29 protein-coding genes and 1 tRNA gene are annotated in these 24,687 nt (G+C 46.6%); 27 read left to right on the top strand and 3 right to left on the bottom strand.

The window, feature by feature from the left end; all coding sequences use genetic code 11:
• The gene (locus tag Q335_RS0103065; protein ID WP_211248242.1) at window positions 1–1,110 is read right to left on the bottom strand and encodes an S-(hydroxymethyl)glutathione dehydrogenase/class III alcohol dehydrogenase; all 1,110 of its coding nucleotides are present in this window, start codon (window positions 1,108–1,110) and stop codon (window positions 1–3) included.
• Window positions 1,111–1,271: 161 nt separating this feature from the next.
• Between Q335_RS0103065 and Q335_RS0103070 the strand changes: the two genes are divergently transcribed.
• The 20 genes from Q335_RS0103070 to tatC all read left to right on the top strand — a co-directional run bounded on the left by Q335_RS0103070 (window position 1,272) and on the right by tatC (window position 15,800).
• Entirely contained in the window at window positions 1,272–2,126 is an 855-nt protein-coding gene (locus tag Q335_RS0103070) for an ABC transporter ATP-binding protein (RefSeq protein ID WP_051532263.1), read from the top strand.
• Window positions 2,126–2,893 carry a lipid asymmetry maintenance ABC transporter permease subunit MlaE gene (mlaE, locus tag Q335_RS0103075; RefSeq protein ID WP_028357381.1) on the top strand — a complete coding sequence of 256 codons (768 nt, stop codon included), beginning with the start codon at window positions 2,126–2,128 and terminating at the stop codon, window positions 2,891–2,893. The genes Q335_RS0103070 and mlaE overlap by 1 nt, the downstream gene beginning before the upstream one ends.
• 51 nt (window positions 2,894–2,944) lie before the next feature.
• Window positions 2,945–3,472 carry an outer membrane lipid asymmetry maintenance protein MlaD gene (gene mlaD / locus Q335_RS0103080; RefSeq protein ID WP_028357382.1) on the top strand — a complete coding sequence of 176 codons (528 nt, stop codon included), beginning with the start codon at window positions 2,945–2,947 and terminating at the stop codon, window positions 3,470–3,472.
• A 23-nt stretch (window positions 3,473–3,495) separates the two neighbouring features.
• The gene (locus Q335_RS0103085) at window positions 3,496–4,479 is read left to right on the top strand and encodes an MlaA family lipoprotein (RefSeq protein WP_028357383.1); all 984 of its coding nucleotides are present in this window, start codon (window positions 3,496–3,498) and stop codon (window positions 4,477–4,479) included.
• Window positions 4,480–4,612: 133 nt separating this feature from the next.
• Window positions 4,613–5,230 carry an MlaC/ttg2D family ABC transporter substrate-binding protein gene (locus Q335_RS0103090; protein WP_028357384.1) on the top strand — a complete coding sequence of 206 codons (618 nt, stop codon included), beginning with the start codon at window positions 4,613–4,615 and terminating at the stop codon, window positions 5,228–5,230.
• 185 nt (window positions 5,231–5,415) lie between these two features.
• Window positions 5,416–6,186, top strand: coding sequence for an ABC transporter ATP-binding protein (locus Q335_RS0103095; protein ID WP_028357385.1), 771 nt, complete (start codon window positions 5,416–5,418; stop codon window positions 6,184–6,186).
• Between the two features lie 2 nt (window positions 6,187–6,188).
• The gene (locus tag Q335_RS0103100) at window positions 6,189–6,974 is read left to right on the top strand and encodes an ABC transporter permease (RefSeq protein ID WP_038369300.1); all 786 of its coding nucleotides are present in this window, start codon (window positions 6,189–6,191) and stop codon (window positions 6,972–6,974) included.
• A gap of 85 nt (window positions 6,975–7,059) precedes the next feature.
• Window positions 7,060–7,302 (top strand): BolA family protein, encoded by a 243-nt coding sequence (locus tag Q335_RS0103105; RefSeq protein WP_028357387.1) that lies wholly within the window; start codon window positions 7,060–7,062, stop codon window positions 7,300–7,302.
• The gene (gene murA / locus Q335_RS0103110; protein WP_028357388.1) at window positions 7,295–8,554 is read left to right on the top strand and encodes a UDP-N-acetylglucosamine 1-carboxyvinyltransferase; all 1,260 of its coding nucleotides are present in this window, start codon (window positions 7,295–7,297) and stop codon (window positions 8,552–8,554) included. Before Q335_RS0103105 ends, murA begins: the two co-directional genes overlap by 8 nt.
• Complete coding sequence (gene hisG, locus Q335_RS0103115; protein ID WP_028357389.1) at window positions 8,554–9,210, top strand: ATP phosphoribosyltransferase; 657 nt, start codon at window positions 8,554–8,556, stop codon at window positions 9,208–9,210. The genes murA and hisG overlap by 1 nt, the downstream gene beginning before the upstream one ends.
• A gap of 8 nt (window positions 9,211–9,218) precedes the next feature.
• The gene (gene hisD, locus Q335_RS0103120) at window positions 9,219–10,523 is read left to right on the top strand and encodes a histidinol dehydrogenase (RefSeq protein ID WP_028357390.1); all 1,305 of its coding nucleotides are present in this window, start codon (window positions 9,219–9,221) and stop codon (window positions 10,521–10,523) included.
• 3 nt (window positions 10,524–10,526) lie between these two features.
• Window positions 10,527–11,114, top strand: a complete 588-nt coding sequence (hisB, locus tag Q335_RS0103125) for an imidazoleglycerol-phosphate dehydratase HisB (RefSeq protein ID WP_028357391.1) — start codon at window positions 10,527–10,529, stop codon at window positions 11,112–11,114.
• Window positions 11,114–11,761, top strand: a complete 648-nt coding sequence (gene hisH / locus Q335_RS0103130; RefSeq protein WP_028357392.1) for an imidazole glycerol phosphate synthase subunit HisH — start codon at window positions 11,114–11,116, stop codon at window positions 11,759–11,761. The genes hisB and hisH overlap by 1 nt, the downstream gene beginning before the upstream one ends.
• A gap of 126 nt (window positions 11,762–11,887) precedes the next feature.
• Complete coding sequence (hisA, locus tag Q335_RS0103135) at window positions 11,888–12,637, top strand: 1-(5-phosphoribosyl)-5-[(5-phosphoribosylamino)methylideneamino]imidazole-4-carboxamide isomerase (protein WP_028357393.1); 750 nt, start codon at window positions 11,888–11,890, stop codon at window positions 12,635–12,637.
• Window positions 12,638–12,666: 29 nt separating this feature from the next.
• Window positions 12,667–13,458: an imidazole glycerol phosphate synthase subunit HisF gene (gene hisF / locus Q335_RS0103140; RefSeq protein WP_028357394.1), complete on the top strand. Its 792-nt coding sequence runs from the start codon at window positions 12,667–12,669 to the stop codon at window positions 13,456–13,458.
• Window position 13,459: 1 nt separating this feature from the next.
• Window positions 13,460–13,852: a phosphoribosyl-AMP cyclohydrolase gene (hisI, locus tag Q335_RS0103145; protein WP_028357395.1), complete on the top strand. Its 393-nt coding sequence runs from the start codon at window positions 13,460–13,462 to the stop codon at window positions 13,850–13,852.
• Window positions 13,849–14,196, top strand: a complete 348-nt coding sequence (locus tag Q335_RS0103150; RefSeq protein WP_028357396.1) for a phosphoribosyl-ATP diphosphatase — start codon at window positions 13,849–13,851, stop codon at window positions 14,194–14,196. Before hisI ends, Q335_RS0103150 begins: the two co-directional genes overlap by 4 nt.
• Window positions 14,197–14,198: 2 nt before the next feature.
• Window positions 14,199–14,465: a Sec-independent protein translocase subunit TatA gene (gene tatA, locus Q335_RS0103155; RefSeq protein ID WP_028357397.1), complete on the top strand. Its 267-nt coding sequence runs from the start codon at window positions 14,199–14,201 to the stop codon at window positions 14,463–14,465.
• Between the two features lie 49 nt (window positions 14,466–14,514).
• Window positions 14,515–15,030, top strand: coding sequence for a Sec-independent protein translocase protein TatB (gene tatB / locus Q335_RS0103160; RefSeq protein ID WP_028357398.1), 516 nt, complete (start codon window positions 14,515–14,517; stop codon window positions 15,028–15,030).
• Window positions 15,027–15,800, top strand: coding sequence for a twin-arginine translocase subunit TatC (tatC, locus tag Q335_RS0103165; RefSeq protein ID WP_028357399.1), 774 nt, complete (start codon window positions 15,027–15,029; stop codon window positions 15,798–15,800). The genes tatB and tatC overlap by 4 nt, the downstream gene beginning before the upstream one ends.
• A 69-nt stretch (window positions 15,801–15,869) precedes the next feature.
• Here the strand turns inward: tatC and Q335_RS0103170 are convergent, their stop codons facing one another.
• Window positions 15,870–17,072: a S1C family serine protease gene (locus Q335_RS0103170; protein ID WP_028357400.1), complete on the bottom strand. Its 1,203-nt coding sequence runs from the start codon at window positions 17,070–17,072 to the stop codon at window positions 15,870–15,872.
• A gap of 22 nt (window positions 17,073–17,094) precedes the next feature.
• Between Q335_RS0103170 and Q335_RS0103175 the strand changes: the two genes are divergently transcribed.
• Window positions 17,095–17,874 (top strand): Nif3-like dinuclear metal center hexameric protein, encoded by a 780-nt coding sequence (locus Q335_RS0103175; RefSeq protein ID WP_028357401.1) that lies wholly within the window; start codon window positions 17,095–17,097, stop codon window positions 17,872–17,874.
• Between the two features lie 92 nt (window positions 17,875–17,966).
• On the opposite strand, the gene mscL is transcribed toward Q335_RS0103175, so the two are convergent.
• Entirely contained in the window at window positions 17,967–18,479 is a 513-nt protein-coding gene (mscL, locus tag Q335_RS0103180) for a large conductance mechanosensitive channel protein MscL (protein ID WP_028357402.1), read from the bottom strand.
• 129 nt (window positions 18,480–18,608) lie between these two features.
• Between mscL and petA the strand changes: the two genes are divergently transcribed.
• From petA to Q335_RS0103210, 6 genes are all read left to right on the top strand, one after another.
• On the top strand, window positions 18,609–19,268 hold the full coding sequence (petA, locus tag Q335_RS0103185; protein WP_038369302.1) for a ubiquinol-cytochrome c reductase iron-sulfur subunit: 660 nt from the start codon (window positions 18,609–18,611) through the stop codon (window positions 19,266–19,268).
• A gap of 77 nt (window positions 19,269–19,345) precedes the next feature.
• On the top strand, window positions 19,346–20,731 hold the full coding sequence (locus Q335_RS0103190; protein ID WP_028357404.1) for a cytochrome b: 1,386 nt from the start codon (window positions 19,346–19,348) through the stop codon (window positions 20,729–20,731).
• A 12-nt stretch (window positions 20,732–20,743) separates the two neighbouring features.
• Window positions 20,744–21,595 (top strand): cytochrome c1, encoded by an 852-nt coding sequence (locus Q335_RS0103195; RefSeq protein ID WP_211248240.1) that lies wholly within the window; start codon window positions 20,744–20,746, stop codon window positions 21,593–21,595.
• Between the two features lie 117 nt (window positions 21,596–21,712).
• Entirely contained in the window at window positions 21,713–22,324 is a 612-nt protein-coding gene (locus Q335_RS0103200) for a glutathione S-transferase N-terminal domain-containing protein (protein WP_028357406.1), read from the top strand.
• A gap of 32 nt (window positions 22,325–22,356) precedes the next feature.
• Window positions 22,357–22,788: a stringent starvation protein B gene (locus tag Q335_RS0103205; RefSeq protein WP_028357407.1), complete on the top strand. Its 432-nt coding sequence runs from the start codon at window positions 22,357–22,359 to the stop codon at window positions 22,786–22,788.
• Between the two features lie 125 nt (window positions 22,789–22,913).
• A tRNA-Thr gene (locus Q335_RS0103210) sits at window positions 22,914–22,989 on the top strand.
• The last annotated feature ends 1,698 nt before the right edge of the window (window positions 22,990–24,687 follow it).

Consider the following 24,687-nt stretch of genomic DNA (forward strand, 5'->3'; position numbering starts at 1 on the left):
TTAGTAGTGAATGACGGTACGAATAGACTTGCCTTGGTGTAGTAAATCAAAGGCTTGATTAATATCTTCAAGAGGCATGGTATGCGTAATAAAATCTTCAAGGGCGAACTCACCACTCATGTATTGATCAATCAAACCAGGTAGTTCGCTACGGCCCTTGACACCGCCAAAGGCAGAACCCCGCCAAACACGACCCGTTACCAATTGGAATGGACGCGTATGGATTTCGGCACCTGCTGGTGCTACACCAATAATGACCGATTCGCCCCAACCTTTGTGACAACACTCTAAGGCTGTGCGCATCACGTCTACATTACCAATGCACTCAAAAGAGAAATCGACGCCCCCGTCAGTCATCTCTATAATGACTTCCTGGAGTGGTTTGTCATAATCCTTAGGATTGATAAAGTCTGTGGCGCCTAATTTTTTGGCGCGGGCAAATTTGTCTGGATTAGTATCAATCGCCAAAATCCGGGAAGCACCAGCCATTCGGGCACCAATAATAGCGGCTAAACCAATACCACCCAAACCAAAAATCGCTACCACGTCACCTTTTTTGACCTTGGCGGTTTTTTGTACAGCACCAATCCCGGTGGTTACTCCACAGCCCAGTAAACAGACTTTTTCGAGTGGGGCGTCTTCTTGGATTTTTGCCAAAGAGACTTCGGCCACTACTGTATACTCAGAAAACGTTGAGCAACCCATATAATGGTAGATGGGTTGGCCGTCTTTGAAGAAGCGTACCGTGCCATCGGGCATCAGACCTTTACCTTGAGTACTGCGAACCGCAGAACACAAATTTGTCTTGCCTGATTTACACATTTTACACTCACCGCATTCTGCTTGGTATAAAGGAATCACATGATCACCAGGTTTCACACTGGTGACGCCTTCACCGACGGCTTCCACAATACCGGCCCCCTCGTGACCTAGGACACAGGGGAAAACGCCTTCTGAGTCTTGACCAGAGAGGGTATAGGCATCGGTATGGCAAACCCCAGTCGCGATAATTCTCACTAAAACTTCACCTTTTTGGGGTGGCATTAGATCCAATTCTTCGATAGTCAATGGTTTATTGGGTTCCCAAGCAACAGCGGCACGGGTCTTGATATATTCCATGAAGACGTTCCTTTAGATTGAGATACTAAAATTAAAGAGAAAGCAATTAGTATTTTACTGCATAAGCAGGAGTTTGTAGAGTCAGCTTTGCAAAGCATTACAAACTAGCGCTTATTTCGCTAAAATAGAACTTTAAACTCAAGTATTTACCTATGGAAAATCCCCAAATACAGGCAAGTCACAGCGATCACACCCGCATTTTGCAGCTACAGGATGTTGCCCTAGGTTATGGCCAAAATGTCGTGTTGTCGGATGTCAATTTGCAGGTAGTACGGGGTCAGGTAGCCGCACTCATCGGTGGCTCTGGTTCAGGTAAATCCACAATTCTCAAATCAATCACCGGGCAACTTAAACCCAAACAAGGGACTGTTACCCTTCTAGGACAGGATTTGGGCAATGCGACGGGGGCGCAACTATCTGCCCTGCGCAGAAAAATGGGCGTGCTCTTTCAGCAGGGCGCCTTATTGACCGATCTTAATGTCTTTGAAAATGTCGCTTTTCCTTTGCGGGAGCTCACGTCGTTTAACGAACCACAGATCACCACGCGCGTCCTCGAGAAACTCGAGGCAGTAGGTCTGCGCGCGGCTGCGCATTTACGTATCTCTGAGGTTTCTGGTGGCATGGCTAGACGGGTGGCGCTAGCGCGAGCAATTGTCATGGAACCGGAGCTCATTCTCTATGATGAGCCCTTCGCTGGCCTTGATCCCGTGTCTTTGGGTATGATTGCGGCCTTAATTCGTCGCTTGTGCGAGCAATTTAATTGCGGCGCCTTATTAGTGACCCATGACATTGAGGAGTCTTTCGAGATTGTTGATTATGTATATATGATTGGCAATGGCACCATCATTGAAAATGGCACGCCAGAGCAATTGCAACAAAGCACCCAGCCAATTGTGCAAAACTTCCTCAAAGGGCTGCCTGCCGATGGTCGCAATTACAGCAACTATCCGGTCACACCGGCGTTTGAGCACTGGCTCGAGACAAAACAAGCCCGAGGTGAAAAATAATGAATTTTATTACGTGTATTGGTCGTAAAGTCATCGACGTGATTACGGGGCTCGGCACTTTTTTTATATTTTTTCTCAAGCAGTTCCGTTTGCTCACTATTCTCAAACGACCTTATTTAGCCATCCAACAAATTCACTTTATCGGTGTCTATTCCTTATTAATTATTGGCGTTTCTGGCTTGTTTGTCGGCTTTGTGCTGGCCTTTCAGGGCTATCATATTTTAGCGACCTATGGTTCCGAAGAAGCCTTAGGGTTGATGGTTGCCCTAGCCTTACTCAGGGAGCTCGGTCCAGTGGTCACGGCCTTGTTATTTGCCGGTCGCGCAGGGACCTCTATTACTGCCGAAATCGGTCTCATGAAGGCTGGCGAGCAGCTCGATGCCATTGAGGTCATGGGGATTGATCCTATAGAGCGTATTATCGTTCCGCGTTACTGGGGTGGGGTCATCGCTATGCCTTTATTGGCCGCCATTTTTTCGGCCATTGGTGTGATAGGTGCTTGGATAGTTGGCGTCGTCATGATTGAAGTCGATCAGGGCGCGTTTTGGTCACAAATGCAAGCTGGCGTAGATGTCTTTGAAGACTTATGCAACGGCTTTATCAAAAGTCTAGTGTTTGGTGCGGCCGTGATGCTGGTGGCCCTTTATCAGGGCTGGTCTTGCCAAGCGACTCCCGAGGGGGTCTCACGCGCGACTACGCGTACGGTGGTTATGAGTTCTTTATTGGTATTGGGTCTGGACTTCATTATGACCGCCATCATGTTTTAATCTTGGCATCACTATTTTTAAGAGTTTTTTCTACGGAAAAAAGGTAACAAAATGACGAACAAAAGAGTAGAGTTTATTGTAGGTATTTTTGTGTTATTAGGTTGCTTAGCCTTGCTATTTTTAGCGTTGCGTGCAGGTAATCTAAGTACATTTTCTTTTCAGCCTACTTACACCTTAGTGGCTAAATTTGACAATATCGGTTCACTCAAAACCCGCGCAGCGGTCAAAAGCAGTGGTGTCGTCGTCGGACGTGTCACCTCAATTGAGTTTGACCCTCACGAGTATAAAGCCGTGGTGAAATTGTCCATGCAAAATGACAAGAAATTCTCTCGTGATAGTATCGCCGCCATTAAAACCGCCGGCTTATTGGGCGAGCAATACATCGATATTCAAACAGGCTCTGATGATGATTTAGTCGATGGTGATGAAATTACCATGACGTCGTCTGCCGTGGTACTCGAGGATTTAATCAGTAAATTCCTGTATTCAACTGCCGAAAAAGAAGGTAGTGAGGCCGCTGCTGACAGTAGCGACGCAGAGCCAGCTAATGCTCAACCTACACCTGCTACCAGCCACTAAGCTTTTAGTCGACAGGAAAACCTATGATTTCAAAAAAAACTTTACTTATTTGTAGCAGTACGTTGTTATTAGGGGCTTGTGCTAGTACGCACAACCCAGACGACCCACTCGAAGGCTATAACCGAGCCATGTATAAGGTCAATACAGCGATCGATGATGCTGTGCTCAAACCTGTCGCCAAAGGCTATCGCTGGGCGGTACCGGATCGCATCAAAACCTGCATCAGTAATATTTTTGGTAACTTGGATGATGTCTGGTCAGGCATCAATAGTACCTTGCAATTGCGCGGTCGTGACTCTTTGCAGACCTTCAGCCGTGTTTTCTATAACAGCACCGTCGGTCTCGGCGGATGTATAGACGTCGCTAGCATGTCTGGTTTGGAGCGTCGTAGCAATGATTTCGGTACCACCTTGGGGGTTTGGGGCATTGGTTCTGGTCCCTTTGTGACTATCCCTATCAAGGGACCAAGCAATTTTAGAGATACCGCGGCCATGGGCCCAGAGATCGCTCGCGATTTCATGTACTTGTCGCCTTGGAGCATTGATGAGGTGCCGGTTCGCAATAGCCTGGTACCACTGCAATACATTGATTTGCGTTATCAATTATTGGATGCCGATGAATTGGCCAGCGATATTGCGCTCGATAAATACAGCTTTATTCGCGATGCCTATATGCAAAACCGTAATGCCAAGGTCAAGCAGAAAAAAGCGCCTGTGGTAGTAGAAACACGTGCCGACAAAGAAGGTATTCAAGCCTATCAATGGGATGCAGGTGGGGATACCAACTTACGCTTTAAAGATAATGGCTTTGTTCCTTATCACTCTGGCACTCTGGAGGATGATACGGGCTTGCCAAGCTATGATGACCCCGATGCAGATTCAGGCGCGAGCAGCACTGGCAGTGATGTCCCTACTTATGATGACCCAGAGGCTGATAGCGCAGCGCCAGCAGCGCCTTCGGCGAGTGCATCGAGTGATGTGCCACAATATGATGATCCTGGCGAATAAGTCTGAATTCGACCCGTATAGAGCCACTGCAAATCCCTAGAGTGCCACTTTGTTTACATTTTCTGACAAACTTGTACAACGAAGCGGCTCTGATTACGGTACAGTTAGCAGATAACTACAGGAGAAGTTTTATATGCGTTTACTCAAGCAATCTACTATCACGGCCGCTTTGGCCACTACGCTGACACTAGGGGTTTTTGCACCCGCACAAGCCCAGGCGAATGATCCCAATGCCTTTGTCCAAAACATCGGTGATCAAACTTTAAACGCATTCAAACAAAACTCAGCGGCCCGCAATGGCAATATTGCCGCTATCCAAGGTATTGTCAATCAGCACCTCATGCCTAATGTTGATTTCCAAAAAACCACACGTTTAGCCGTTGGTCAACCTTGGCGTAAGGCCACTGATGCCCAAAAGCAGCAGCTTACTGAGGGCTTCAAAGAAACCTTGATTCGTACGTATAGTGGTGCTTTCAAAAATATCACGCCAAATACTAAGATCACCTTGCAACCGTTTCGCGGTAATGCCCAAGCCAAGGACGTGGTGGTGCGTTCTAGTATCTCTGCCGCCAATGGTCCGGTCGCCGTCGACTACCGTCTCGAAAAAAGTGGCAACACATGGAAAGTCTACGACTTCAGCGTCGAAGGTATTTGGTTAATCCAAAACTATCGTAACCAATTTACGCAAGAGATCAATCGTGGCGGTATCGATGGTCTGATTAAGGCGCTGCAAAGCCACAACATCAAATAACAATACTCACCACAAAAAAACGGGCCTCGGCCCGTTTTTTTGTGTCTGATGACCGAGCGCAGTAATGAAGGCTTGGGCTCACTTCATGGTATTGCAATAAACGTTATAATTAAAGTACTTGTCTGTGCACACCGACAAGTTTTTTTATTTTGTATGGACGTGCCCATTCACCTAAAGCAATAACAATGTCAGCCATCTCCTATCAACATATCCACAAAGTTTTTCCCTACAAAAGAACCCTTTGGCAAACCTTAATGAGGCAAGAAAGCGAAGGTTTTCAAGCGCTTGATGATGTTTCTTTTGAGGTCAAAGAGGGTGAAATTTTCGGTTTACTTGGCTCCAATGGGGCCGGCAAAACTACCTTGATTTCGATTCTGGCCGGCCTCGTCAAGGCCACTTCAGGTCAGGCCAAGGTCTTGGATTTTGATGTGCAAAGCCAATACCAAGAAGCACGTCGCCATCTTGGCATTGTGCCTCAGGAGCTGGTGTATGATCCGTTTTTTACAGTGCGCGAAACCCTTAGGCTGCAATCGGGTTATTTTGGCATACGCCATAACGACGATTGGATTGACGAAATTCTCTTCAATTTGGGGCTACAGGACAAGAGCAATGCGAATATGCGCAGTTTGTCGGGAGGCATGAAAAGGCGAGTTTTAGTGGCCCAAGCCTTGGTGCATAAGCCGCCAGTCATTATTCTCGATGAGCCTACGGCGGGGGTGGATGTTGATTTGCGCCAAAGCTTATGGGAGTTTGTCAAACGACTCAATGAGCAAGGGCATACGATTTTGTTGACTACTCACTATCTAGAAGAAGCAGAGGATTTGTGTCAACGAATTGCCTTTCTGAAGCTCGGCAAATTGGTCGATTTGGATCAAACTCAGACCTTGATTGAGCGCTATGGTAATCAAGATTTAGAGCATGCTTTTACACTCGCCATGGCCAGTCATCAGGAATAATTATGCGTCAAGAACAAGAAATCCGCTTTGGGTCAGGCTTTCCGACCCTGTTCAAAAAAGAAATCATGCGTTTTGGCAAAGTCTGGATGCAAACTGTACTAGCGCCAGTAGTGACCTCGGCGCTGTATTTGTTGGTGTTCTCTCACGTGCTTGAGGATCGTGTCAGTGTCTATGGTGGCCAAGTGCCGTATATTGCCTTCTTAATTCCGGGCTTGGTGATGATGAGTATGTTGCAAAACTCCTTTGCCAATGTGTCTTCATCGCTCATGCAAAGTCGCATTACGGGTAATTTAATTTTTATTTTATTGCCGCCCTTGAGTCCCTATGAAATTTATTTTGCATACGTCTTAGCGGGCGTAAGTCGCGGGCTCTTAGTGGGCATTGTTTTGTGGCTAGCCTCTGCTTTTTTCCATCTCACCTTACCGCAAAATTTCTTGTGGGTTGGAGCGTTTTCTTTGTTTGCCTGCGGTATTATGGCGGCGCTGGGTTTAGTGGCGGGGCTGTGGTCAGAAAAATTCGACCAGCTCGCCGTGTTCCAAAACTTCTTGATTTTGCCGGCTACGTTTTTATCGGGGGTCTTCTATTCGATTCATAGCTTGCCTATCTTTTGGCAACATGTTTCGGCATGGAGCCCTGTGTTTTATATGATTGACGGCTTGCGCTTTGGCTTTTTTGGGGTCTCTGATGTCTCACCCTGGCAAAGTCTGTTGGTGGTGGCGATCACCTTTGTCTTGGTATCGGCGGCGGCGCTGCGGCTTTTGGTCACAGGATATAAATTACGCTACTAAGCCGTTGTTTTATTGCTAGCCCTAACGCCTTTCTGTCATTAAACCGTGTTTTAATATTAGATTCTAAAAATTTTTAATCACTATGATGTTACCCACTCCAGAACAAGTACGAGCGGCAATTGCCGATAATCTAAGCTGTGACAAAGTCGAAGTCGCAGGTGATGGCGCCCATTTTGAAGCCATCATTGTCAGCCCTTTATTTGAGGGTAAGCGTTTGATTGCTAGGCACCAGTTAGTGTATCAAGCCTTGGGCGAGCGCATGAAAGACGAAATCCATGCCCTCTCTATGAAGACGTTAACCCCAGAAGAATATCAACAAAATGGATAAACTGAAGATTCATGGTGGTCAGCCCCTACGAGGCGAGATTATGATTGATGGCGCCAAAAACGCCGCTTTACCTATTCTCTGTACCACCTTATTAACCGACGAAGTCGTCACCTTGCGCAATGTCCCTAAACTGCATGATGTCACCACCATGCTATCGGTGTTGCAGCAGTTAGGGGTCAAGGTCAATTGGCTTTCTAACAATGAAGTGCAGTTACAGTCAGACGCGTTGCAATCGCACGAGGCCCCATATGAACTCGTCAAAACCATGCGCGCTTCTATTCTAGTCCTAGGCCCTTTATTAGCGCGTTTAGGAAAAGCCAAAGTGAGCTTGCCTGGGGGCTGTGCCATTGGTCAACGTCCGGTAGATCAACATATCAAGGGGCTCAAGGCCCTGGGGGCCAACCTAGAAATCGAGCATGGTTTTGTGGTGGGTACGAGCGGCCCTAACGGCCTTGTAGGTAGCAGTATCTTGACTGACATGGTTACCGTGGGCGGCACTGAGCAATTTTTAATGTCTGCCGTCCTCGCGAAAGGCACGACTATCCTAGAAAATGCGGCCTGTGAGCCCGAAGTCGTAGATTTGGCCAATATTCTCATCGCCATGGGCGCCAAAATCACTGGGCATGGCACGCCAAGAATAGAGATTGAAGGGGTGGACAGCCTCCATGGGGTGGATTACAGCATTGTGCCTGATCGCATAGAGACGGGGACCTTCTTGTGTGCGGTGGCCGCGGTCGGCGGCGATATTACCTTGCGTCACGTCGCTCCCGACACATTAACTGTGGTGCTCGATAAGCTCAGCGAAGCCGGTCTAGAATTAACGCTAGGGGAGGATACGATTCGTGCCGTCATGAAGCAGCGCCCCAAAGCCGTGAGCTTCAAGACTAGCGAACATCCAGGATTTCCGACCGATATGCAAGCGCAAATGATGGCCATGAATGTGGTGGCCGATGGCACGGGCGTAATTACCGAGAATATTTTTGAAAATCGCTTTATGCATGTGGCTGAACTTTTGCGTTTAAATGCTGATATAGTAGTTGATGGGCATACCGCGGTTGTCAATGGCGTAGAGCAACTCTCTGGCGCTCATGTCATGGCCACCGATTTACGCGCTTCGGCCAGTCTTGTAATCGCCGCCTTAGCCGCCAAGGGCGAGACCATTATCGATCGCATCTATCATCTGGATCGTGGCTATGCCCAAATGGAAAAAAAACTAAAAGCAGTTGGAGCCAACATCGAACGAGTGTCCTAATGAATGAAAATAGCCTGACGCTGGCCTTATCCAAGGGTCGTATTTTTGAAGATACTTTACCTTTACTTAAGCAAGTGGGCATAGAGGTTCACGATAACCCAGAGCATTCTCGTAAGCTTATTTTAGCGACCAGTGAAGCAAGTCTTAGGCTATTAATTGTCAGGGCCTCCGATGTGCCTACGTATGTGCAGTATGGCGCGGCCGATTTTGGGATTGCCGGCCGCGACATTCTATACGAATACAGCAAAGAATATTCGGGTGGTTTATATCAACCCATCGACTTACAAATCGCCAAATGCCGCTTATGCGTGGCCGTGCGGGCGGGTTTCGACTACCAAAAAGCGGTCCAGAAGGGCTCGCGCTTACGGGTAGCCACTAAATACACCAAGATCACTCGTGAGCATTTCGCCGCCAAGGGCGTGCACGTCGATATAATCAAGCTCTATGGCTCAATGGAGCTGGCGCCCCTTACGGGCTTGGCCGATGCCATTGTCGATATTGTTTCTACTGGTGGCACTCTCAAAGCCAATAATTTGGTCGAAGCCGAGACGGTCATGCCCATCTCTTCGCGCTTGATCGTTAATCAAGCGGCCCTCAAAACTAAAGCCCAGTTATTGCAACCCTATTTGGATGCCTTTGCGCAAGCCACACGCTAGGACTGCTTATGCCACTCATCAACCGTTTAAATGCACTCGAGCCCGATTTTTCTAGCAAACTCAACGACTTACTACGTTACGACGATGCCCAAGACGAGGCGATCGAAAGCGCGGTCGCCAATATCCTCAAAGATGTCCAGCAGCGGGGTGATGCGGCCGTCATCGAATATACACAACGTTTTGATCAAATTGAATGTACCTGTCTGGCAGATTTGGTGATTTCCCAAGAAGAATGTCAACAGGCTTTACAAGCCTTACCCGCAGAGCAGAAACAAGCCCTAGAGGCGGCTGCCCAAAGGGTACGCCAGTATCATGAGCGCCAATTAATGCAAAGCTGGCATTACCAAGAAGACGATGGCACGGTATTGGGTCAACAAGTGACGGCTATGGATCGTGTTGGTTTATACGTGCCAGGTGGTAAGGCCGCCTATCCATCTTCGGTATTGATGAATGCTATTCCTGCCAAGGTGGCGGGTGTTAAACAAATTATCATGACCACGCCCACGCCGCATGGTCAACGCAATCCCCTGGTATTGGCTGCAGCAGCGGTCGCCGGTGTCGATCAAGTATTGACCATAGGCGGGGCACAAGCAATTGCGGCCTTGGCCTATGGTACCCAAAGTATGTCACAAGTCGACAAAATCGTCGGTCCAGGCAACGCCTTTGTGGCCGCCGCCAAACGTCGGGTTTTTGGAACGGTGGGGATCGATATGGTAGCGGGGCCCAGTGAGATTTTAATTATCTGTGACGGTCACACCGAGGCGGATTGGATTGCCATGGATTTATTTTCGCAGGCTGAGCACGATGAATTAGCCCAAGCGATTTTATTGAGTCCAGACCCTGACTTCCTAGCCGCAGTCGAGGCGTCGATCGCGCGCCAATTACCACAAATGCCGCGTCAAGCCATTATTGCGAGCAGCTTAGCGCATCGCGGTGCGCTCATTCAAGTAAAGGATTTAGCACAGGCCTGTACGATTGCCAACCAAATTGCCCCTGAGCATTTGGAGCTTTCGGTGCAAGACCCATCATCTTGTTTGGCACAAATTCGTCATGCCGGCGCCATCTTTTTGGGGCCTTATAGTTCAGAGGCTTTAGGTGATTATTGTGCAGGCCCCAATCATGTACTACCGACAGCCCGCACCGCGCGCTTTTCTTCACCACTCGGCGTGTATGATTTTCAAAAACGTTCAAGCCTGATCCAGGTGTCCGCCCAAGGAGCACAGCATTTGGGACAGATCGCGGCTACCCTGGCTCAGGGCGAGGGCTTGCCGGCGCATGCCGCCAGCGCGCAATATCGAATCAAAAAGGGGTGAACTATGCGCACTGCTCAAGTAAGTCGCGATACACTCGAGACGCAAATCAAAGTCGCTATCAACCTAGACGGTACAGGAAAGCAGCAATTGGATTCCGGCGTGCCCTTCTTGGACCATATGTTGGATCAAATTGCTCGCCATGGTTTGATAGATCTCGAAGTCTTTTGTCGTGGTGACCTTCATATCGATGATCATCACACGGTTGAAGACATTGGCATTGCATTGGGGCAGTGCTTTGCTCAAGCCGTAGGTGACAAAAAAGGCATTCTGCGTTACGGCCATGCCTATGTGCCCTTAGATGAAGCACTCTCTCGTGTGGTGGTTGACTTTTCTGGTCGCCCTGGCTTGTTTTTTCATGTGCCTTTTAGTCGCGCGCGTATCGGACAGTTTGATGTCGATCTGGTGCAGGAGTTCTTTCAAGGCTTTGTCAATCATGCCCGAGTCACTTTGCATATCGATAATCTCAAAGGCAGCAACGCTCATCATCAGGCCGAAACCGTTTTTAAAGCTTTTGGCCGCGCCTTGCGTATGGCCTTAAGTCAGGATCCACGAGCCCAAGCAAGCATTCCTTCGACCAAAGGCGTACTCTAATGTCCAAGGTTAAGCACCTAGCGGTGGTCGATTATGGCATGGGCAACTTACACTCAGTGGCTCGTGCCTTGCAAGCTGCCGTGCCAGAGGCTCAAGTGCAATTGGCTACCACGGCCGCCCAAATCGCTCAAGCCGACAGACTTGTCTTGCCAGGCCAAGGCGCCATGCGTGACTGTATGGCAAATCTCCAAAAACATGCGCTGCAACAAGCTGTTTTAGAGAGTTTAGACAGCAAGCCTGTATTAGGGGTGTGTGTCGGATTTCAGATGCTATTTAACCGTAGCGAAGAAGGCGATAGCGCTTGTCTAGGCTTGTTACCAGGGGTTGTACGTAAATTTGCAGGGCCAGCCTTTAGTCATGCTAAAGAGGCCATCAGCCTCAAAGTCCCGCACATGGGGTGGAACCGTGTCAAACACACGCATACCCACGTCTTATGGCGGGGCATCCCTGATGAGGATTATTTTTATTTTGTGCATAGCTATTATGCCGATACCGCAGGCCCGCACGTGGTGGGTCAAACCTTATATGGCCATGAATTTTGTAGTGCCATTGCAAAGGACAATGTATTTGCGGTGCAGTTTCATCCCGAAAAAAGCGGCCGTGCGGGTTTGCAGCTTTTGCAAAATTTTGTTGAGTGGCATATTTAAGTTGCCTCAAAACAATGTCAATTTGCATAATTTTTACAACACATACAGACGCAATATAGGTTATAACTATAACTTTGTATTAACTCTCGCCTGTAGCGTCGCTACAGTTTCAAACCCTTTATTATTATGTTGCTTATTCCAGCAATTGACCTCAAAGACGGTCAATGTGTTCGTTTACGTCAAGGCGATCTCAAGGACGCCACTATTTTTTCTGATGACCCTTTAACGGTGGCCAATAACTGGTTCGATCAAGGCGCACCGAGACTGCATCTGGTTGATCTAAATGGCGCTGTTGCCGGTAAGCCTAAGAATCTTTCGGTGATTAAGCAAATTGTAAAAAGCGTAGGTTACGACATCCCTATCCAAATAGGTGGTGGCATTCGTGACATGGAGACCATCGAACTGTATCTCGATAACGGCATCGAATACGTCATTATTGGCACGGCCGCTGTCAAAGATCCAGGTTTCTTACAAGACGCTTGTAGCGCCTTTGCAGGGCATATTATCGTTGGTTTAGACGCCAAAGAGGGCAGAGTGGCGACCGATGGCTGGAGCAAATTAACCAAACATGATGTAATTGATCTCGCCAAAAAATACCAAGATTTTGGCGTCGAATCTATTATTTATACCGATATTGGTCGAGATGGCATGCTCTCAGGCGTCAATCTTGAAGCTACTGTTAAATTGGCGCAGGCTGTCAATATTCCTATTATTGCGTCTGGTGGTGTCACTGATTTATCCGACATCGAGAAGCTTTGCCAAGTCGAGCAAGAAGGCATTGAAGGCGTTATTTTGGGCCGTAGTATCTACGAAGGCACGATCGACTTCCAAGATGCTCTGGATTTAGCTGACGAACTGAGTGAAGAGGCCGAATAGTGCAAGCGCTGACCACGCCCTCACCTCACTTGAGCGAGCCGCGCAGTGGTCTGACCAAGCGCATCATTCCTTGTCTCGATGTAACGGCGGGTCGCGTTGTCAAAGGTGTGAACTTTGTGTCACTCCAAGATGCGGGTGATCCTATAGAGATTGCGCGTCGATACAATGAACAGGGTGCTGACGAGATCACTTTTTTAGATATTACGGCCACGAGCGATGATCGTGATCTAATTTTGCCGATTATCGAACAAACCGCAAGCCAAGTATTTATTCCCTTAACCGTAGGTGGTGGGGTCCGCAAACTTAGCGATGTACAACGTCTGCTCAATGCCGGAGCCGATAAGGTATCTATCAATAGTGCGGCATTACAACAACCAGAGCTCATTGCTGAAATTGCTGCTTACTATGGCTCACAATGCCTGGTCGTGGCGATTGACGCCCGCCGCAGCCGTAAGGCCGATGGCCAAGAGCACTGGCAAGTTTATACTCATGGCGGTCGCAAAGCGACAGGCATAGATGCTATCGAGTGGGCTGCCAAGGTCTGTGAGTTAGGCGCTGGCGAGATTTTGCTGACCAGCATGGATCAAGACGGCACCAAGTCAGGCTTTGATTTAGACCTTACGCGTGCCGTTAACGAGGTTGTGTCTATCCCTGTCATCGCCTCTGGGGGCGTCGGCGAATTGCAACATTTAGCCGATGGTGTGACCATGGGCGGTGCAGATGCAGTCTTGGCTGCTAGTATTTTTCATTATGGTGCATACACCATTGCCGAATGCAAAGCGTTTATGGCCGCTCAAGGCATTGCTGTGAGGATGACTTAGCATGGATTGGCTCAGAGAGGTTAATTTTAATGAGCAGGGATTGATTCCTGTGGTGGCACAAGATGCGGCGAGTGGCCGCCTACTCATGGTGGCCTGGATGAATCATGAAGCCCTCCAATTAACCGTCAAGACCAAGCAAGTGGTGTATTGGTCGCGGTCACGCAAAAAGCTCTGGAAAAAAGGAGAGCAGTCAGGCCATATCCAGCGCTTGCACTCGATTCACCTAGACTGTGATGCCGATGTGCTCCTCGTCAAGGTCGAGCAAGTGGGCGGCGCGGCCTGTCATACTGGACGTGAAAGCTGTTTTTTTAGAGAGTTACAAGAGGTGCAGGGGCAGTTAAGCTGGCAGATCACCGATGATGTTTTAGTCGATCCCAAAGAGCTATATTCATGAGTCAAACACCGTCTGATTTTTTAGAGCAATTATGTGCCACTTTGCAACAGCGTTTGCCCGCGAAGGGTGGCGATCCCAAACAATCCTATGTGGCTAAGTTACTCGCCAACGGTCCTGATGCTTTTCTCAAAAAAATAGCAGAAGAGAGTGGTGAATTGATTATGGCTTGTAAAGATCAAAAAAACGATAAAATTATATATGAAGTCGCTGATTTATGGTTTCACAGCCTGGTTGCCTTGACCTATTATGGTTTATCTGCAAGCGACATTATTCAAGAATTATCACGGCGCGAGGGCACTTCTGGTCTAGCCGAAAAGGCCGCTCGCCAATCAACAGGAGTATAAAGATGGGTTCATTTGGTCCAATGCATTGGATTATTGTTATTTTGGTGGTTTTATTAGTCTTTGGCACCAAAAAACTACGCAATATCGGAGAGGATCTTGGTGTTGGCATCAAGGGCTTCAAAAAAGGCATGCGCGAAGCCGAAGAAGAGGATAAACAAGCCGCTTTGAATAACTCCCAAACTAAACAAAAAGTCGATAGCGATTTTACAGATACTAATTTCCAACAAAATCAAACTGAGCAAAGCCATAACGATCAACGCCAGCCCTAAGGGCTAAGCTTGGTGAATTTCTCTGTAGTCATCATTAAGTTGTATTGTTATGTTTGGTTTTAGTTTTGGGGAGCTCATGGTCATCGGCGTAGTTGCCTTGGTAGTGATTGGCCCTGAGCGCCTTCCTAAGGTAGCCCGTACGGCTGGCTTATTGATCGGGCGTGTCCAGCGCTATGTCAATGACATAAAAAGCGACATTAAGCGAGAGATTGATATCGAGGATTTTAATAAATTCAAGGACGATATCACGCAAACGACATCGCAAGTGAAGTCTAGTTTTAGTTCTCAGATCAATGAAATTAAACAGCCGTTTGAATCTTTTAAGCAACAAAGCCAAGATCTAGACCAACAGCTCAAAGCATCCTTGTCGCCGTTGCCCGAGCGTTCTCATCATAAGCCGCAGGCGTCGGCCTCAGAATCATCATCTTCTCAGTCCCAACCAGACCAGGCGCCAGCGACGTCGTCTTCTGCACCAGAGAAGGATCAGCCAGCCTCAAGCGTTGCCAATCCGTCCAACACGTCCAGTACGACGGCGGCATCATCAACCACAAAGGATGAGGGATGAGTTCCTCAGCACAATCACAAGATCCCCAAGAAGAGGGCTTTTTTACACATCTCACTGAACTACGCTCGCGTTTAATCCGGGCGGGCTTGTCGGTGTTTGTCATTTTTATTTTATTATGCATTTGGCCGGGTACCTCACGCGTCTACGATGTCTTAGCGGCACCCATGATCAGTACCTTGCCACCAGGCCACACCATGATTGCTACTGGCGTGATAACGCCATTTATGGTGCCCATCAAAGTCACTTTTTTATTAGCCTTTGTGATTGCCTTACCCTACGTCTTGTATCAATTCTGGGCCTTTATTGCGCCAGGCTTATATAAGCACGAAAAGCGTTTGGTTCTACCCTTGGTCTTTTCTTCGACCATCTTATTTATTGTGGGCATGGCGTTTTGCTATTTTGTGGTTTTTCGTTCCGTGTTCCATTTTGTCAATATGGTGGCACCGAGTTCTATCACGATGGCACCCGATATCGAAGCCTACCTAAGCTTTGTCATGACGATGTTTATCGTGTTTGGCATGACCTTCGAAGTGCCTGTCGTGGTTATGGTGCTCGTCAGTCTAGGGATTGTGGAGCTGCAAACTATGCGCAAAGCGCGGGGGTATGTGATTGTGGGTTCCTTTGTTGTGGCGGCGATTGTCACACCACCAGACGTCATGAGTCAATTGATGATGGCGATACCCTTGTGTGTGCTGTATGAGGTGGGTTTAATTGTCTCGCGTTTTTTGCGAGTACAAGCTAAACAAACTTTGGATTCAGACCAACACTAAAAAGCCTTCAATCGTCCCCCATCAAAAAACCCAAGTCACCGTAGTGCTTGGGTTTTTTTGACAAATGAGTTAATCAAAAGAGCGTGGTCGCTTGGCTAATGTCACCTCGTAATTGAGCACCGATCCTGACCGTAGCACTTGGACTTTGATTTTGGTGCCGGGTTTAAGATTCGCGACCTCGTTGAGCATGGCGCTCGTACTAATGGCAGGCTTGCCGTTGAGCTGTTGGATAATATCACCGACTTGTAAGCCTGCTGCTTGCGCCGGACTGTTTTGGCCAATCGAAGCAATAATAATGCCGCGGCTTTCTGGTAATTTGAAGGCCTTGGCTAGCTCTGCCGTCACGTCTTGTGGTTCGACGCCTAACCAGCCACGGGACACAGAACCCGTATCAATGATTTCTTGCATGATTTTGAGGGCGCTCGCCGCGGGTGTGGCAAAGCCAATCCCTAAGGAACCACCATTATCAGATTCTGAATAAATAGCCGTATTAATACCAATTAAATTGCCATTGACATTAATCAGCGCACCGCCAGAGTTACCAGGATTAATGGCGGCGTCAGTTTGAATAAAATTCTCATAAGTATTGATACCCAAGCCGGAGCGGTCTAGTGCCGAAATAATGCCCATGGTGGTGGTTTGCCCCACCCCAAAAGGGTTACCAATGGCAAGCACTACGTCACCCACATTCATGGTTTGTTTGTCATCAAAATGAATAGGTACAACCTCAGTGCTACTATCGACTTTGAGTACGGCTAAATCAGTATCTGGGTCGTAACCAATAAACTTGGCCGCACTTTTGCGACCATCAATAAAGGCCACTTCAATCGCATCAGCGGCTTCGACGACATGATAGTTAGTGAGAATATAGCCATCTTGGTTGGCGACCACCCCTGAGCCCAAGCTAGTGGGCGTGGTTAAGCGCTTTTGGAGTTCGTTTTGTTCGCGTAATAGTGGCCTGAGTGCGGGGATATCATTCAAACCCTTGAGCGGCGAAGTGTTAATATGTTTGGTGGTATAAATGTTAACCACAGACGGGGCCGCTTGTTTGACGGCGTCTGCATAAGACGTAAAGACCGTGGCGGTCGGACTAATCGCTTCTTGATTGTCGTTATTGATGATGACGGAAGGCTCTATCTTAACGGTAGCTGTAGGTGCAGGATTGACCTCCAGTTGTTGGCCAATCCAACCCGGACGGATCGTGCTGATAGTAAACGCCAGCGCTAAGCAGATAGTTACCGTTTGAGCAAAAATTAACCAATATCGAAACATAGACGATTTATAAGGATAGAGTGTGAGTCAAGTCAATATAGCAGACATTACTACTTGGTTAGAGCAGCAGCTACAGCCTGATAATTTCAGGGATTATGCGCCGAATGGTCTCCAAGTTCAGGGCAAACCCACGATAAAAAAAATTGTGTTGGGTGTGACAGCTAGCTTGGCACTGGTACAAGCGGCTATCAAAAAACAGGCTGATGCCATTATTGTACATCATGGTTGGTTTTGGAAGAATGAGGACAGCCGCATAATTGGCTGGAAATACAACCGTATAGCCAGTCTAATTAAGCATGATATTAATCTGATTGGCTATCACTTGCCTTTGGACGCGCATCCAGAATGGGGTAATAATGCCTGTTTAGCGAAGGTACTCGACTTGCAACCTATGCTTGTGGCAGGAAAGCCACAGACTGTGGGCGCGGCGGATCTGATTTGGTTAGGGCAACCTAAGGAGGGGGCCATTACTGTAGCGCAAATGACACAAACCATTGCCAAGCGCCTCCAACGTCAACCCATCGTCATTGGGGAACCCCAACAAACATTACACAAAATTGCCTGGTGTACAGGTGGCGCCCAAGGCATGTTTGAAGAAGCCATTCAAGCGGGTGCAGATGCTTATATCACTGGCGAGGCTTCGGAGCAGGTTTGTCATTTAGCCCGCGAAAATGGTGTTGCGTATTTTGAGGCGGGACATCACGCTACCGAGAGATATGGTATCCAAGCGCTGGGTCAGGCTTTGCAACAACATTTCCCAGACCTCGATATAGAATACCTAGAAATTGCTAACCCTATCTAACTAAAGATAAATAAGCGGGTTCTGAGGCACAGTAAAGACACAAATAAGCCCCAAACATAGGTGCTTGGGGCTTATTTACATGTCTGTACGGCCTATTGCGAGACAGAGTCTTGACTATTTTTAGAGGCTACGTCAGCAGGCTGGCGACCTTGTTGTTTGAGAAGATCACGAATTTCACGTAATAAAACCGTATCGGCAGGCTCGGCAGCGGTGGCTTTTTCTTCCTCTTTGGAATTCTCAAAGTGGGCACGGGCGCTGGCAATCGCCTTGACAATCAAAAACACCACAAAGGCCAAAATCAAGAAGTTAATCAAGATGGTCAGAAAGCTACCATAGGCGAAAATATTGGCGCCTGCTGCTTTTAGGGCTTCGTAAGTTTCGGGACCGTTGTAACCAGCGGGGCGTCCCAACACAATAAATAAATTATTAAAGTTCACTTCATTGCCAATAATTAAATTGATGAGTGGCATGAGTACGTCTTTGACGAGAGAGTCAATAATTTTGCTAAAAGCACCGCCAATAATGACAGCGATAGCCATATCGACCATATTGCCCTTGATGGCGAAGTGTTTGAATTCCTGCACAAAACCTTTGATTTTACTCATAATGTCCGTCTTTAATTAATTGTAGAATGGCATGAGTTTGTATAATAAAACGAAAAAACTATAAACAGTTGTAAATTACTATAATCATCTGCAAAATTTGTAACAAAATTTTGACCATAAAGGATACATATGAGTCAATCTTCTAATAATCAACAACAGTCAGATTTGCAAGGCATAGAGGATTTTCAATCTTCTCCAACCGTGCTTCCCGATGATCCATCCCGACGCTTTTGGTTAGGCAGCGCCTGTGCGGTGGGTGGCGCAGCGACGGTCGCTACCCTGGTACCATTCGTGGCTTCCATGAATCCTTCTGATCGCGCCAAAGCCGCTGGTGCTCCCGTCCAAATTGATTTGAGTATTGTCAAACCTGGCACTATGGTGACAGCCGAGTGGCAAGGTAAGCCGGTCTGGGTGTTACATCGCACGCCAGAAATGATTGCTGATCTCACCAAAAATGACGACTTATTAGCCGATCCTAAATCCGAGCGCCCAGGCTTTACACCCGCCTTTGCCCAAAACGAGCATCGCTCTCGCAAACCTGAGTGGATGGTTATGGTCGGTATCTGTACGCACTTAGGCTGTTCGCCATCCCCCCGCTTCAAAGTCGGTGCCGACGAAGGCATGCCTGGTAATTGGCAGGGTGGCTTCTTGTGCCCATGCCACGGTTCTAAGTTTGACTTAGCGGGTCGCGTCTTCAAAAACCAACCGGCACCAGACAATTTACTAGTCCCTCCGTACTATTTTATTGATGATAACAACATCTTAGTGGGCGAGGAATCAGCATCTTAGTCCTAACGATGCTCTAGGTTTTAGCTGACTCAAAGCACGAATTTCTAGATTAAATAATTATGCATAAGGAGCCTTTTATGGCTGGCGATAAAGTAGTACAAACAACTGGATTAATGGGCTGGATTGACCGCCGTTTCCCATTAACCAAAATGTTTAAGGAGCACATGAGCGAGTACTACGCTCCTAAGAATTTTAACTTTTGGTATTTCTTTGGCTCATTAGCCATGTTGGTATTAGTGATTCAAATCCTCACTGGTATTTTTATGGTGATGCATTATAAGCCGGATGCCAAATTAGCTTTCTTATCCGTCGAATACATCATGCGCGAAGTGCCTTATGGCTGGATTATCCGCTATATGCACTCCACCGGCGCCTCCATGTTCTTCGTGGTGGTGTATTTGCACATGTTGCGCGGTCTTTTTTATGGTTCTTACCGCAAACCCCGTGAATTAGTCTGGATTTTCGGTGTCTGTATTTTCTTGTGCTTAATGGCCGAAGCCTTCTTTGGTTATTTATTACCTTGGGGTCAAATGTCTTACTGGGGCGCCCAAGTAATTGTTAACCTTTTCTCCGCCATACCTTTTGTCGGTGATGGCCTCTCTACTTGGATTCGTGGTGACTTTGTCGTCTCAGATGCGACGCTTAACCGTTTCTTTGCCTTTCATGTGATTGCCATTCCGTTGGTCTTAATTGGTTTAGTGGTGGCTCATATTATTGCGTTACATGAAGTCGGTTCCAACAACCCGGATGGTATCGAGATCAAAGCCAACAAAGATCGCAATGGTCGTCCTTTAGACGGTATTCCTTTCCACCCTTACTACTCAGTACACGATATTTTAGGCGTGGCTGGCTTCTTGTTAGTCTTTGCCGCCATTATGTTCTTTGCCCCTACGATGGGAGGGTATTTCCTAGAAGCGAACAACTTCTTACCTGCTGACCCTTACAAAACACCACCGCATATTGCGCCAGTTTGGTATTTCACTGCCTTCTACTCAATGTTGCGGGCTACCACCGATGAATTCACCTGGGCCTTAATAGCCTTTGCCTTATTCTTCGCGGTTTATATATTACTCAACAAAAATATCAAAGGCTTATGGCGTATTTTGTGGCCTGTGGTGCTCGTCTTAGTGGCCGTTGGTTTACGCACCTTTGATGCGAAGTTCTGGGGTGTTGTGGTGATGGGCGGAACCGTAGTGATTCTTGGTTTCTTGCCTTGGTTAGATAAATCTCCCGTCAAATCAATCCGCTACCGTCCAACTTGGCATAAGTTCTTATACGCCATCTTTATTGTTGACTTTATTGTCTTGTGTATTATCGGTACCAAAGCACCGTCACCGCTACTGAATATTGTTTCCCAAGTGGGTACGGTCATTTATTTGGCATTTTTCTTCTTTATGCCTGTCTGGAGTCGCTTAGGTAAATTCAAGCAAGTTCCTGATCGCGTTACCTTTAAGCAACACTAACAGGAGTAAATCATGAAAAAATTTCTAGCCTCATTAATTTTATTCTGTGCCAGCGCGCTCCCTGTGTTTGCCAATGAAGGGGGTGCTGAGTGGCAAAAAGCACCGGTGGGTGTAAACGATATGCAAGCCCTGCAAAACGGTGCCAAACTGTTTGTAAATTACTGTCTGAACTGTCATAGCGCCAACGCCTTGCGCTATAACAAACTCACAGAAATTGGTCTGACCGAAAAGCAAATCGAAGATAATCTACTCTTTACGGAAGGCAAAGTGGGCGATCTTATGCAAATTGCGATGCGCCCTGACGATGCCAAAAAATGGTTTGGTACGACACCACCGGATCTGTCTGTTATGGCTCGCGCTAAAGCCGAAAACTTAGGTCAACCAGGTACCGATTATTTATACACCTATTTGCAATCATTCTATCGTGATCAAGGTCGAGATACCGGTTGGAACAACCTAATTTTCCCGAATGTCGGTATGCCTAACCCATTGTGGGACGTCGCGGGTCCTACCGAAGTCTCTATCACGGATGTGCATCAGCTCGAAAAAGAAGACGGTAGTAGCGAATGGAAGAAAACAGTTACGCATTACGATGCGCATGGGTTTGCGGATACGGTTTCGGATGAAGTCTTAAATGATTATTCTGGTGGGCCTGAGCATCATGCCGAGATCAAATATTTAGACCCTAACAAGGAGCAAGTCTTCAAGAAAGATGTCGCTGATTTGGCCGCCTTTATGGGCTGGATGGCTGAACCACAACAACACTTCCGCAAAGTTTTGGGAACGTGGGTGATGTTATTCCTAGCGTTCTTCTTTGTGGTCGCCTGGTTCCTCAACCGCACATACTGGAAACACGTCAAATAAGCATAAGCAGGGGTCAAGTCGAGACTTGACCCTTTTTAATGTAGAATAGTGATATTAAGGTCGGCCTTAAGCTGGCCTTTTTAGTTTGATAGGTATTACCGACAGGAGAATGTCTTTATGATGGTACTTTATTCGGGTACAACCTGCCCGTTTTCACAACGTTGTCGTTTTGTTCTTTACGAAAAAGGCATGGACTTTGAGGTCCGTGATATTGATTTATTCAATAAACCAGATGACATCACCGTTATGAATCCATACGGTACCGTGCCTATTCTTGTCGAGCGAGAATTAATTCTATACGAATCTAATATTATCAATGAATACATTGATGAGCGTTTCCCGCATCCACAACTGATGCCGGGCGACCCAGTCATGCGTGCGCGGGCCCGTTTGTTCTTACACAACTTCGAAAAAGAACTGTTCGTGCATGTGCTCACCCTCGAAGATCGTACGCTAAGCGACAACGAAGAGAAGCTTGATCACGCCCGCAAAGCGATTCGCGATCAATTAGCGATGTTGGCACCTATCATGTCTCAGTACAAATACCTGCTCGGTGATGAATTCTCCATGTTGGATGTGGCCTTAGCCCCGTTGTTATGGCGCCTCGAGCATTACGGCATCTCCCTTCCTAAAAATGCCGCGCCTCTACAAAAATACGCTGAGCGTATTTTTTCTAGACCGGCCTACATAGAGGCATTGACGCCTTCAGAAAAAGTTATGCGTCGCTAGTTCATAACGACTTTCATCTCTAAAGGAAACTCATGACTACCTCTTCAAGCAAAGCGGAACTGATCCAAGCTTGGTATAACTGGTGCCTGGATCAAGGTCAGACACCCCACGTCGTGGTGCGTGTGGATGCCAATTGTCAGGTGCCTCAAGCATTGGTCAAAGATGGCGTCATCGTGTTTAATATCGGTTTTACAGCCACTAAAGATTTCTTTATTAGCGATGAATATATTTCTTTTGAGGCGCGATTTAGTGGCCGCGCCCAGCAGATTAGTGTGCCTATTGCTCGATGTGAAGCCTTTTTCTCCAGAGAGTCTCAAGAAGGTATGAACTTCAGGGTGTCAGAGGATTACGAGTTGTCTGCCCCAGAAGAGGGGGCGGCGCCTAAGTTACATTCAAGCCGTAACAATCGATCCAGCACTAAGAGTGACAAACCTAAAAAATCCGTACTCAAAATTATTAAATAAAAAAATCTCTCTTTGTTTTATAAAGTTTGTTGCATTAAGGTAGCAAAAATTTAAGTTTTTGTTGATTTAATCCAAAAAACCTTGCTTTTATTTATTTGCTACCCTATAATAATTCTTTTTTAGGGGCCGGCTTAGCTCAGTTGGTAGAGCAGCTGATTTGTAATCAGAAGGTCACGAGTTCGACTCTTGTAGCCGGCACCAATCCCCATCTTTCAGTCTCTTAGACTCTCTTTAAATCCCTTCAGGATCCTTCCTCAAAGCCATCCTTACTTAATAAAAACATAAAAAAGTATTCTTAACTATTTCACTATCAAATAAGAGCTCTCATAAATGCCCAATCGCTCGCATCCATAAAAACAAGAACAAGACGATGAGTTAAGAGACTAGTAAAAGAAATCAAAGAAAATTCACCGCCGCCTTTAGGGTTTAGAAAGTAGGCGATTAAAAAGGGTAATGGTACGCCCTTACTTTTTTTGTGTTTGATAGTTCTTTGTTTATGGTTTATAAACACTGATGCAGTAGCAAGAGCAAATACGTCACTGCTCTGCATTTAGTTATATTTAAATAAGCGATCGTGTTACGAAAAAACGAATTGCATACTAACAGCGCCATTTTGAATCCGAAACCCAAAAGCTTCATGTCTAAAAAGGAGCCCCAGTGCCAACTTGCTGATGGGGTGTGTGAACGTGTACCGTGTATCCACAAATCGCGGTTTGCCGCTAGTCGTTAATGGTGAAACAGCCTGATGCTGTGTGTTGCTAGCTGATTTACACGTCCATGTCTTGCATTATTAAAAAACAGTATGGCGCTGACTTTATCCGTGTTTAGGGGTTTGACACAACATCTGCTGACAAAGAAAAGGCTCTGATAGGCGCAATAAGGACTAAGCTGAGGATGATGATTCTTGCTTATCAATGATAAAACTTAGTTTGCTGCAAGAAGATGGTTAAGTATAAGCTCCCCAGAAAGCTAAAACTGCTCAAACACGTTAAAAACATGTGTTAAGCAGAGTCAGGATGTAGAGGTCATAGGTCAAAGTGGCGATAGTTAACCAGGAACTTATTGAGAAAAGTCGTTGGTTGTTTTCGACTTGAAAGCTTATACCAATAGCAAAGACAAGGTGCAAAGCCAAGCAGCGCACTTAAGGAATTCGCCATGATGAAGAGGGCTATCGACATGGTGGGTGGCTCGAATCAGTTTGTATTATTACCACATTCTTAAAGTTATACGAACATCGTCAGGAAGAAGTCTCTTATGAGCCCAAGCGCCAAAGCTGTAGGCGGACTAACAGAGTGCTTACGTGGTATGTCGATAGGGAAGTACTTTTGGGCAGTATGTGCGCGATAACCGCATGACTTGAGAGACTAACATAAATAAATAAGAGGCCAGAAAGCAACAATCCAAAAAAATATAAAATTTTTTCTAAAAAGGCTTGCCAAGCTTTAAAAATACTGTCATAATTTCATTCTTTCTTGATAACCAACTAGGGGTTATCCACTAGTGGTGATTGAGAAGCTGACTAAAGTAAACGTAGAATAAGTGTGAAAAAACGCTAAACATTAGTTACGTTAACTTTAAAGTTAGCCATATTCTAAAAAGCCTTTTAAACGACATATAAACATCGCTTAAAAACTTTTTAAAATATTTAAAAAAATCCTTGACAATGATTTAAAACGCTGTCATAATTTCAATCTTTGCTGCTGAGCAAACAGCGCAGTTAAGCAAAAGAAATTAAATGAATTTAATCTGGATATTAAAAGCGATATCTAGATCGATTGATAAAGTAAATAGCTTTATTAATCACTTTGTTCTTTAACAATTAACAGCCGATAAGTGTGGGCACTAACAGGTAGTTAGCTCAAAAGCAAACTTTCACGAGTTTGCGTGCACAACTATTTA

Origin of the sequence: Brackiella oedipodis DSM 13743, assembly GCF_000621025.1 — a bacterium.
In the GTDB taxonomy this organism is placed as follows: domain Bacteria; phylum Pseudomonadota; class Gammaproteobacteria; order Burkholderiales; family Burkholderiaceae_B; genus Oligella; species Oligella oedipodis.

Coding starts and splice junctions, on each gene's coding strand:
- hisA (WP_028357393.1), top strand. CDS start 11,888: ATGTTGCTTATTCCAGCAATTGACCTCAAAGACGGTCAATGTGTTCGT.
- hisH (WP_028357392.1), top strand. CDS start 11,114: ATGTCCAAGGTTAAGCACCTAGCGGTGGTCGATTATGGCATGGGCAAC.
- Q335_RS0103105 (WP_028357387.1), top strand. CDS start 7,060: ATGTTACCCACTCCAGAACAAGTACGAGCGGCAATTGCCGATAATCTA.
- Q335_RS0103070 (WP_051532263.1), top strand. CDS start 1,272: ATGGAAAATCCCCAAATACAGGCAAGTCACAGCGATCACACCCGCATT.
- petA (WP_038369302.1), top strand. CDS start 18,609: ATGAGTCAATCTTCTAATAATCAACAACAGTCAGATTTGCAAGGCATA.
- hisI (WP_028357395.1), top strand. CDS start 13,460: ATGGATTGGCTCAGAGAGGTTAATTTTAATGAGCAGGGATTGATTCCT.
- murA (WP_028357388.1), top strand. CDS start 7,295: ATGGATAAACTGAAGATTCATGGTGGTCAGCCCCTACGAGGCGAGATT.
- Q335_RS0103195 (WP_211248240.1), top strand. CDS start 20,744: ATGAAAAAATTTCTAGCCTCATTAATTTTATTCTGTGCCAGCGCGCTC.
- tatA (WP_028357397.1), top strand. CDS start 14,199: ATGGGTTCATTTGGTCCAATGCATTGGATTATTGTTATTTTGGTGGTT.
- mlaE (WP_028357381.1), top strand. CDS start 2,126: ATGAATTTTATTACGTGTATTGGTCGTAAAGTCATCGACGTGATTACG.
- Q335_RS0103200 (WP_028357406.1), top strand. CDS start 21,713: ATGATGGTACTTTATTCGGGTACAACCTGCCCGTTTTCACAACGTTGT.
- Q335_RS0103100 (WP_038369300.1), top strand. CDS start 6,189: ATGCGTCAAGAACAAGAAATCCGCTTTGGGTCAGGCTTTCCGACCCTG.
- Q335_RS0103090 (WP_028357384.1), top strand. CDS start 4,613: ATGCGTTTACTCAAGCAATCTACTATCACGGCCGCTTTGGCCACTACG.
- Q335_RS0103095 (WP_028357385.1), top strand. CDS start 5,416: ATGTCAGCCATCTCCTATCAACATATCCACAAAGTTTTTCCCTACAAA.
- Q335_RS0103190 (WP_028357404.1), top strand. CDS start 19,346: ATGGCTGGCGATAAAGTAGTACAAACAACTGGATTAATGGGCTGGATT.
- tatB (WP_028357398.1), top strand. CDS start 14,515: ATGTTTGGTTTTAGTTTTGGGGAGCTCATGGTCATCGGCGTAGTTGCC.
- hisB (WP_028357391.1), top strand. CDS start 10,527: ATGCGCACTGCTCAAGTAAGTCGCGATACACTCGAGACGCAAATCAAA.
- Q335_RS0103150 (WP_028357396.1), top strand. CDS start 13,849: ATGAGTCAAACACCGTCTGATTTTTTAGAGCAATTATGTGCCACTTTG.
- Q335_RS0103170 (WP_028357400.1), bottom strand. CDS start 17,072: ATGTTTCGATATTGGTTAATTTTTGCTCAAACGGTAACTATCTGCTTA.
- Q335_RS0103205 (WP_028357407.1), top strand. CDS start 22,357: ATGACTACCTCTTCAAGCAAAGCGGAACTGATCCAAGCTTGGTATAAC.
- hisD (WP_028357390.1), top strand. CDS start 9,219: ATGCCACTCATCAACCGTTTAAATGCACTCGAGCCCGATTTTTCTAGC.
- mlaD (WP_028357382.1), top strand. CDS start 2,945: ATGACGAACAAAAGAGTAGAGTTTATTGTAGGTATTTTTGTGTTATTA.
- mscL (WP_028357402.1), bottom strand. CDS start 18,479: ATGAGTAAAATCAAAGGTTTTGTGCAGGAATTCAAACACTTCGCCATC.
- tatC (WP_028357399.1), top strand. CDS start 15,027: ATGAGTTCCTCAGCACAATCACAAGATCCCCAAGAAGAGGGCTTTTTT.
- Q335_RS0103085 (WP_028357383.1), top strand. CDS start 3,496: ATGATTTCAAAAAAAACTTTACTTATTTGTAGCAGTACGTTGTTATTA.
- hisG (WP_028357389.1), top strand. CDS start 8,554: ATGAATGAAAATAGCCTGACGCTGGCCTTATCCAAGGGTCGTATTTTT.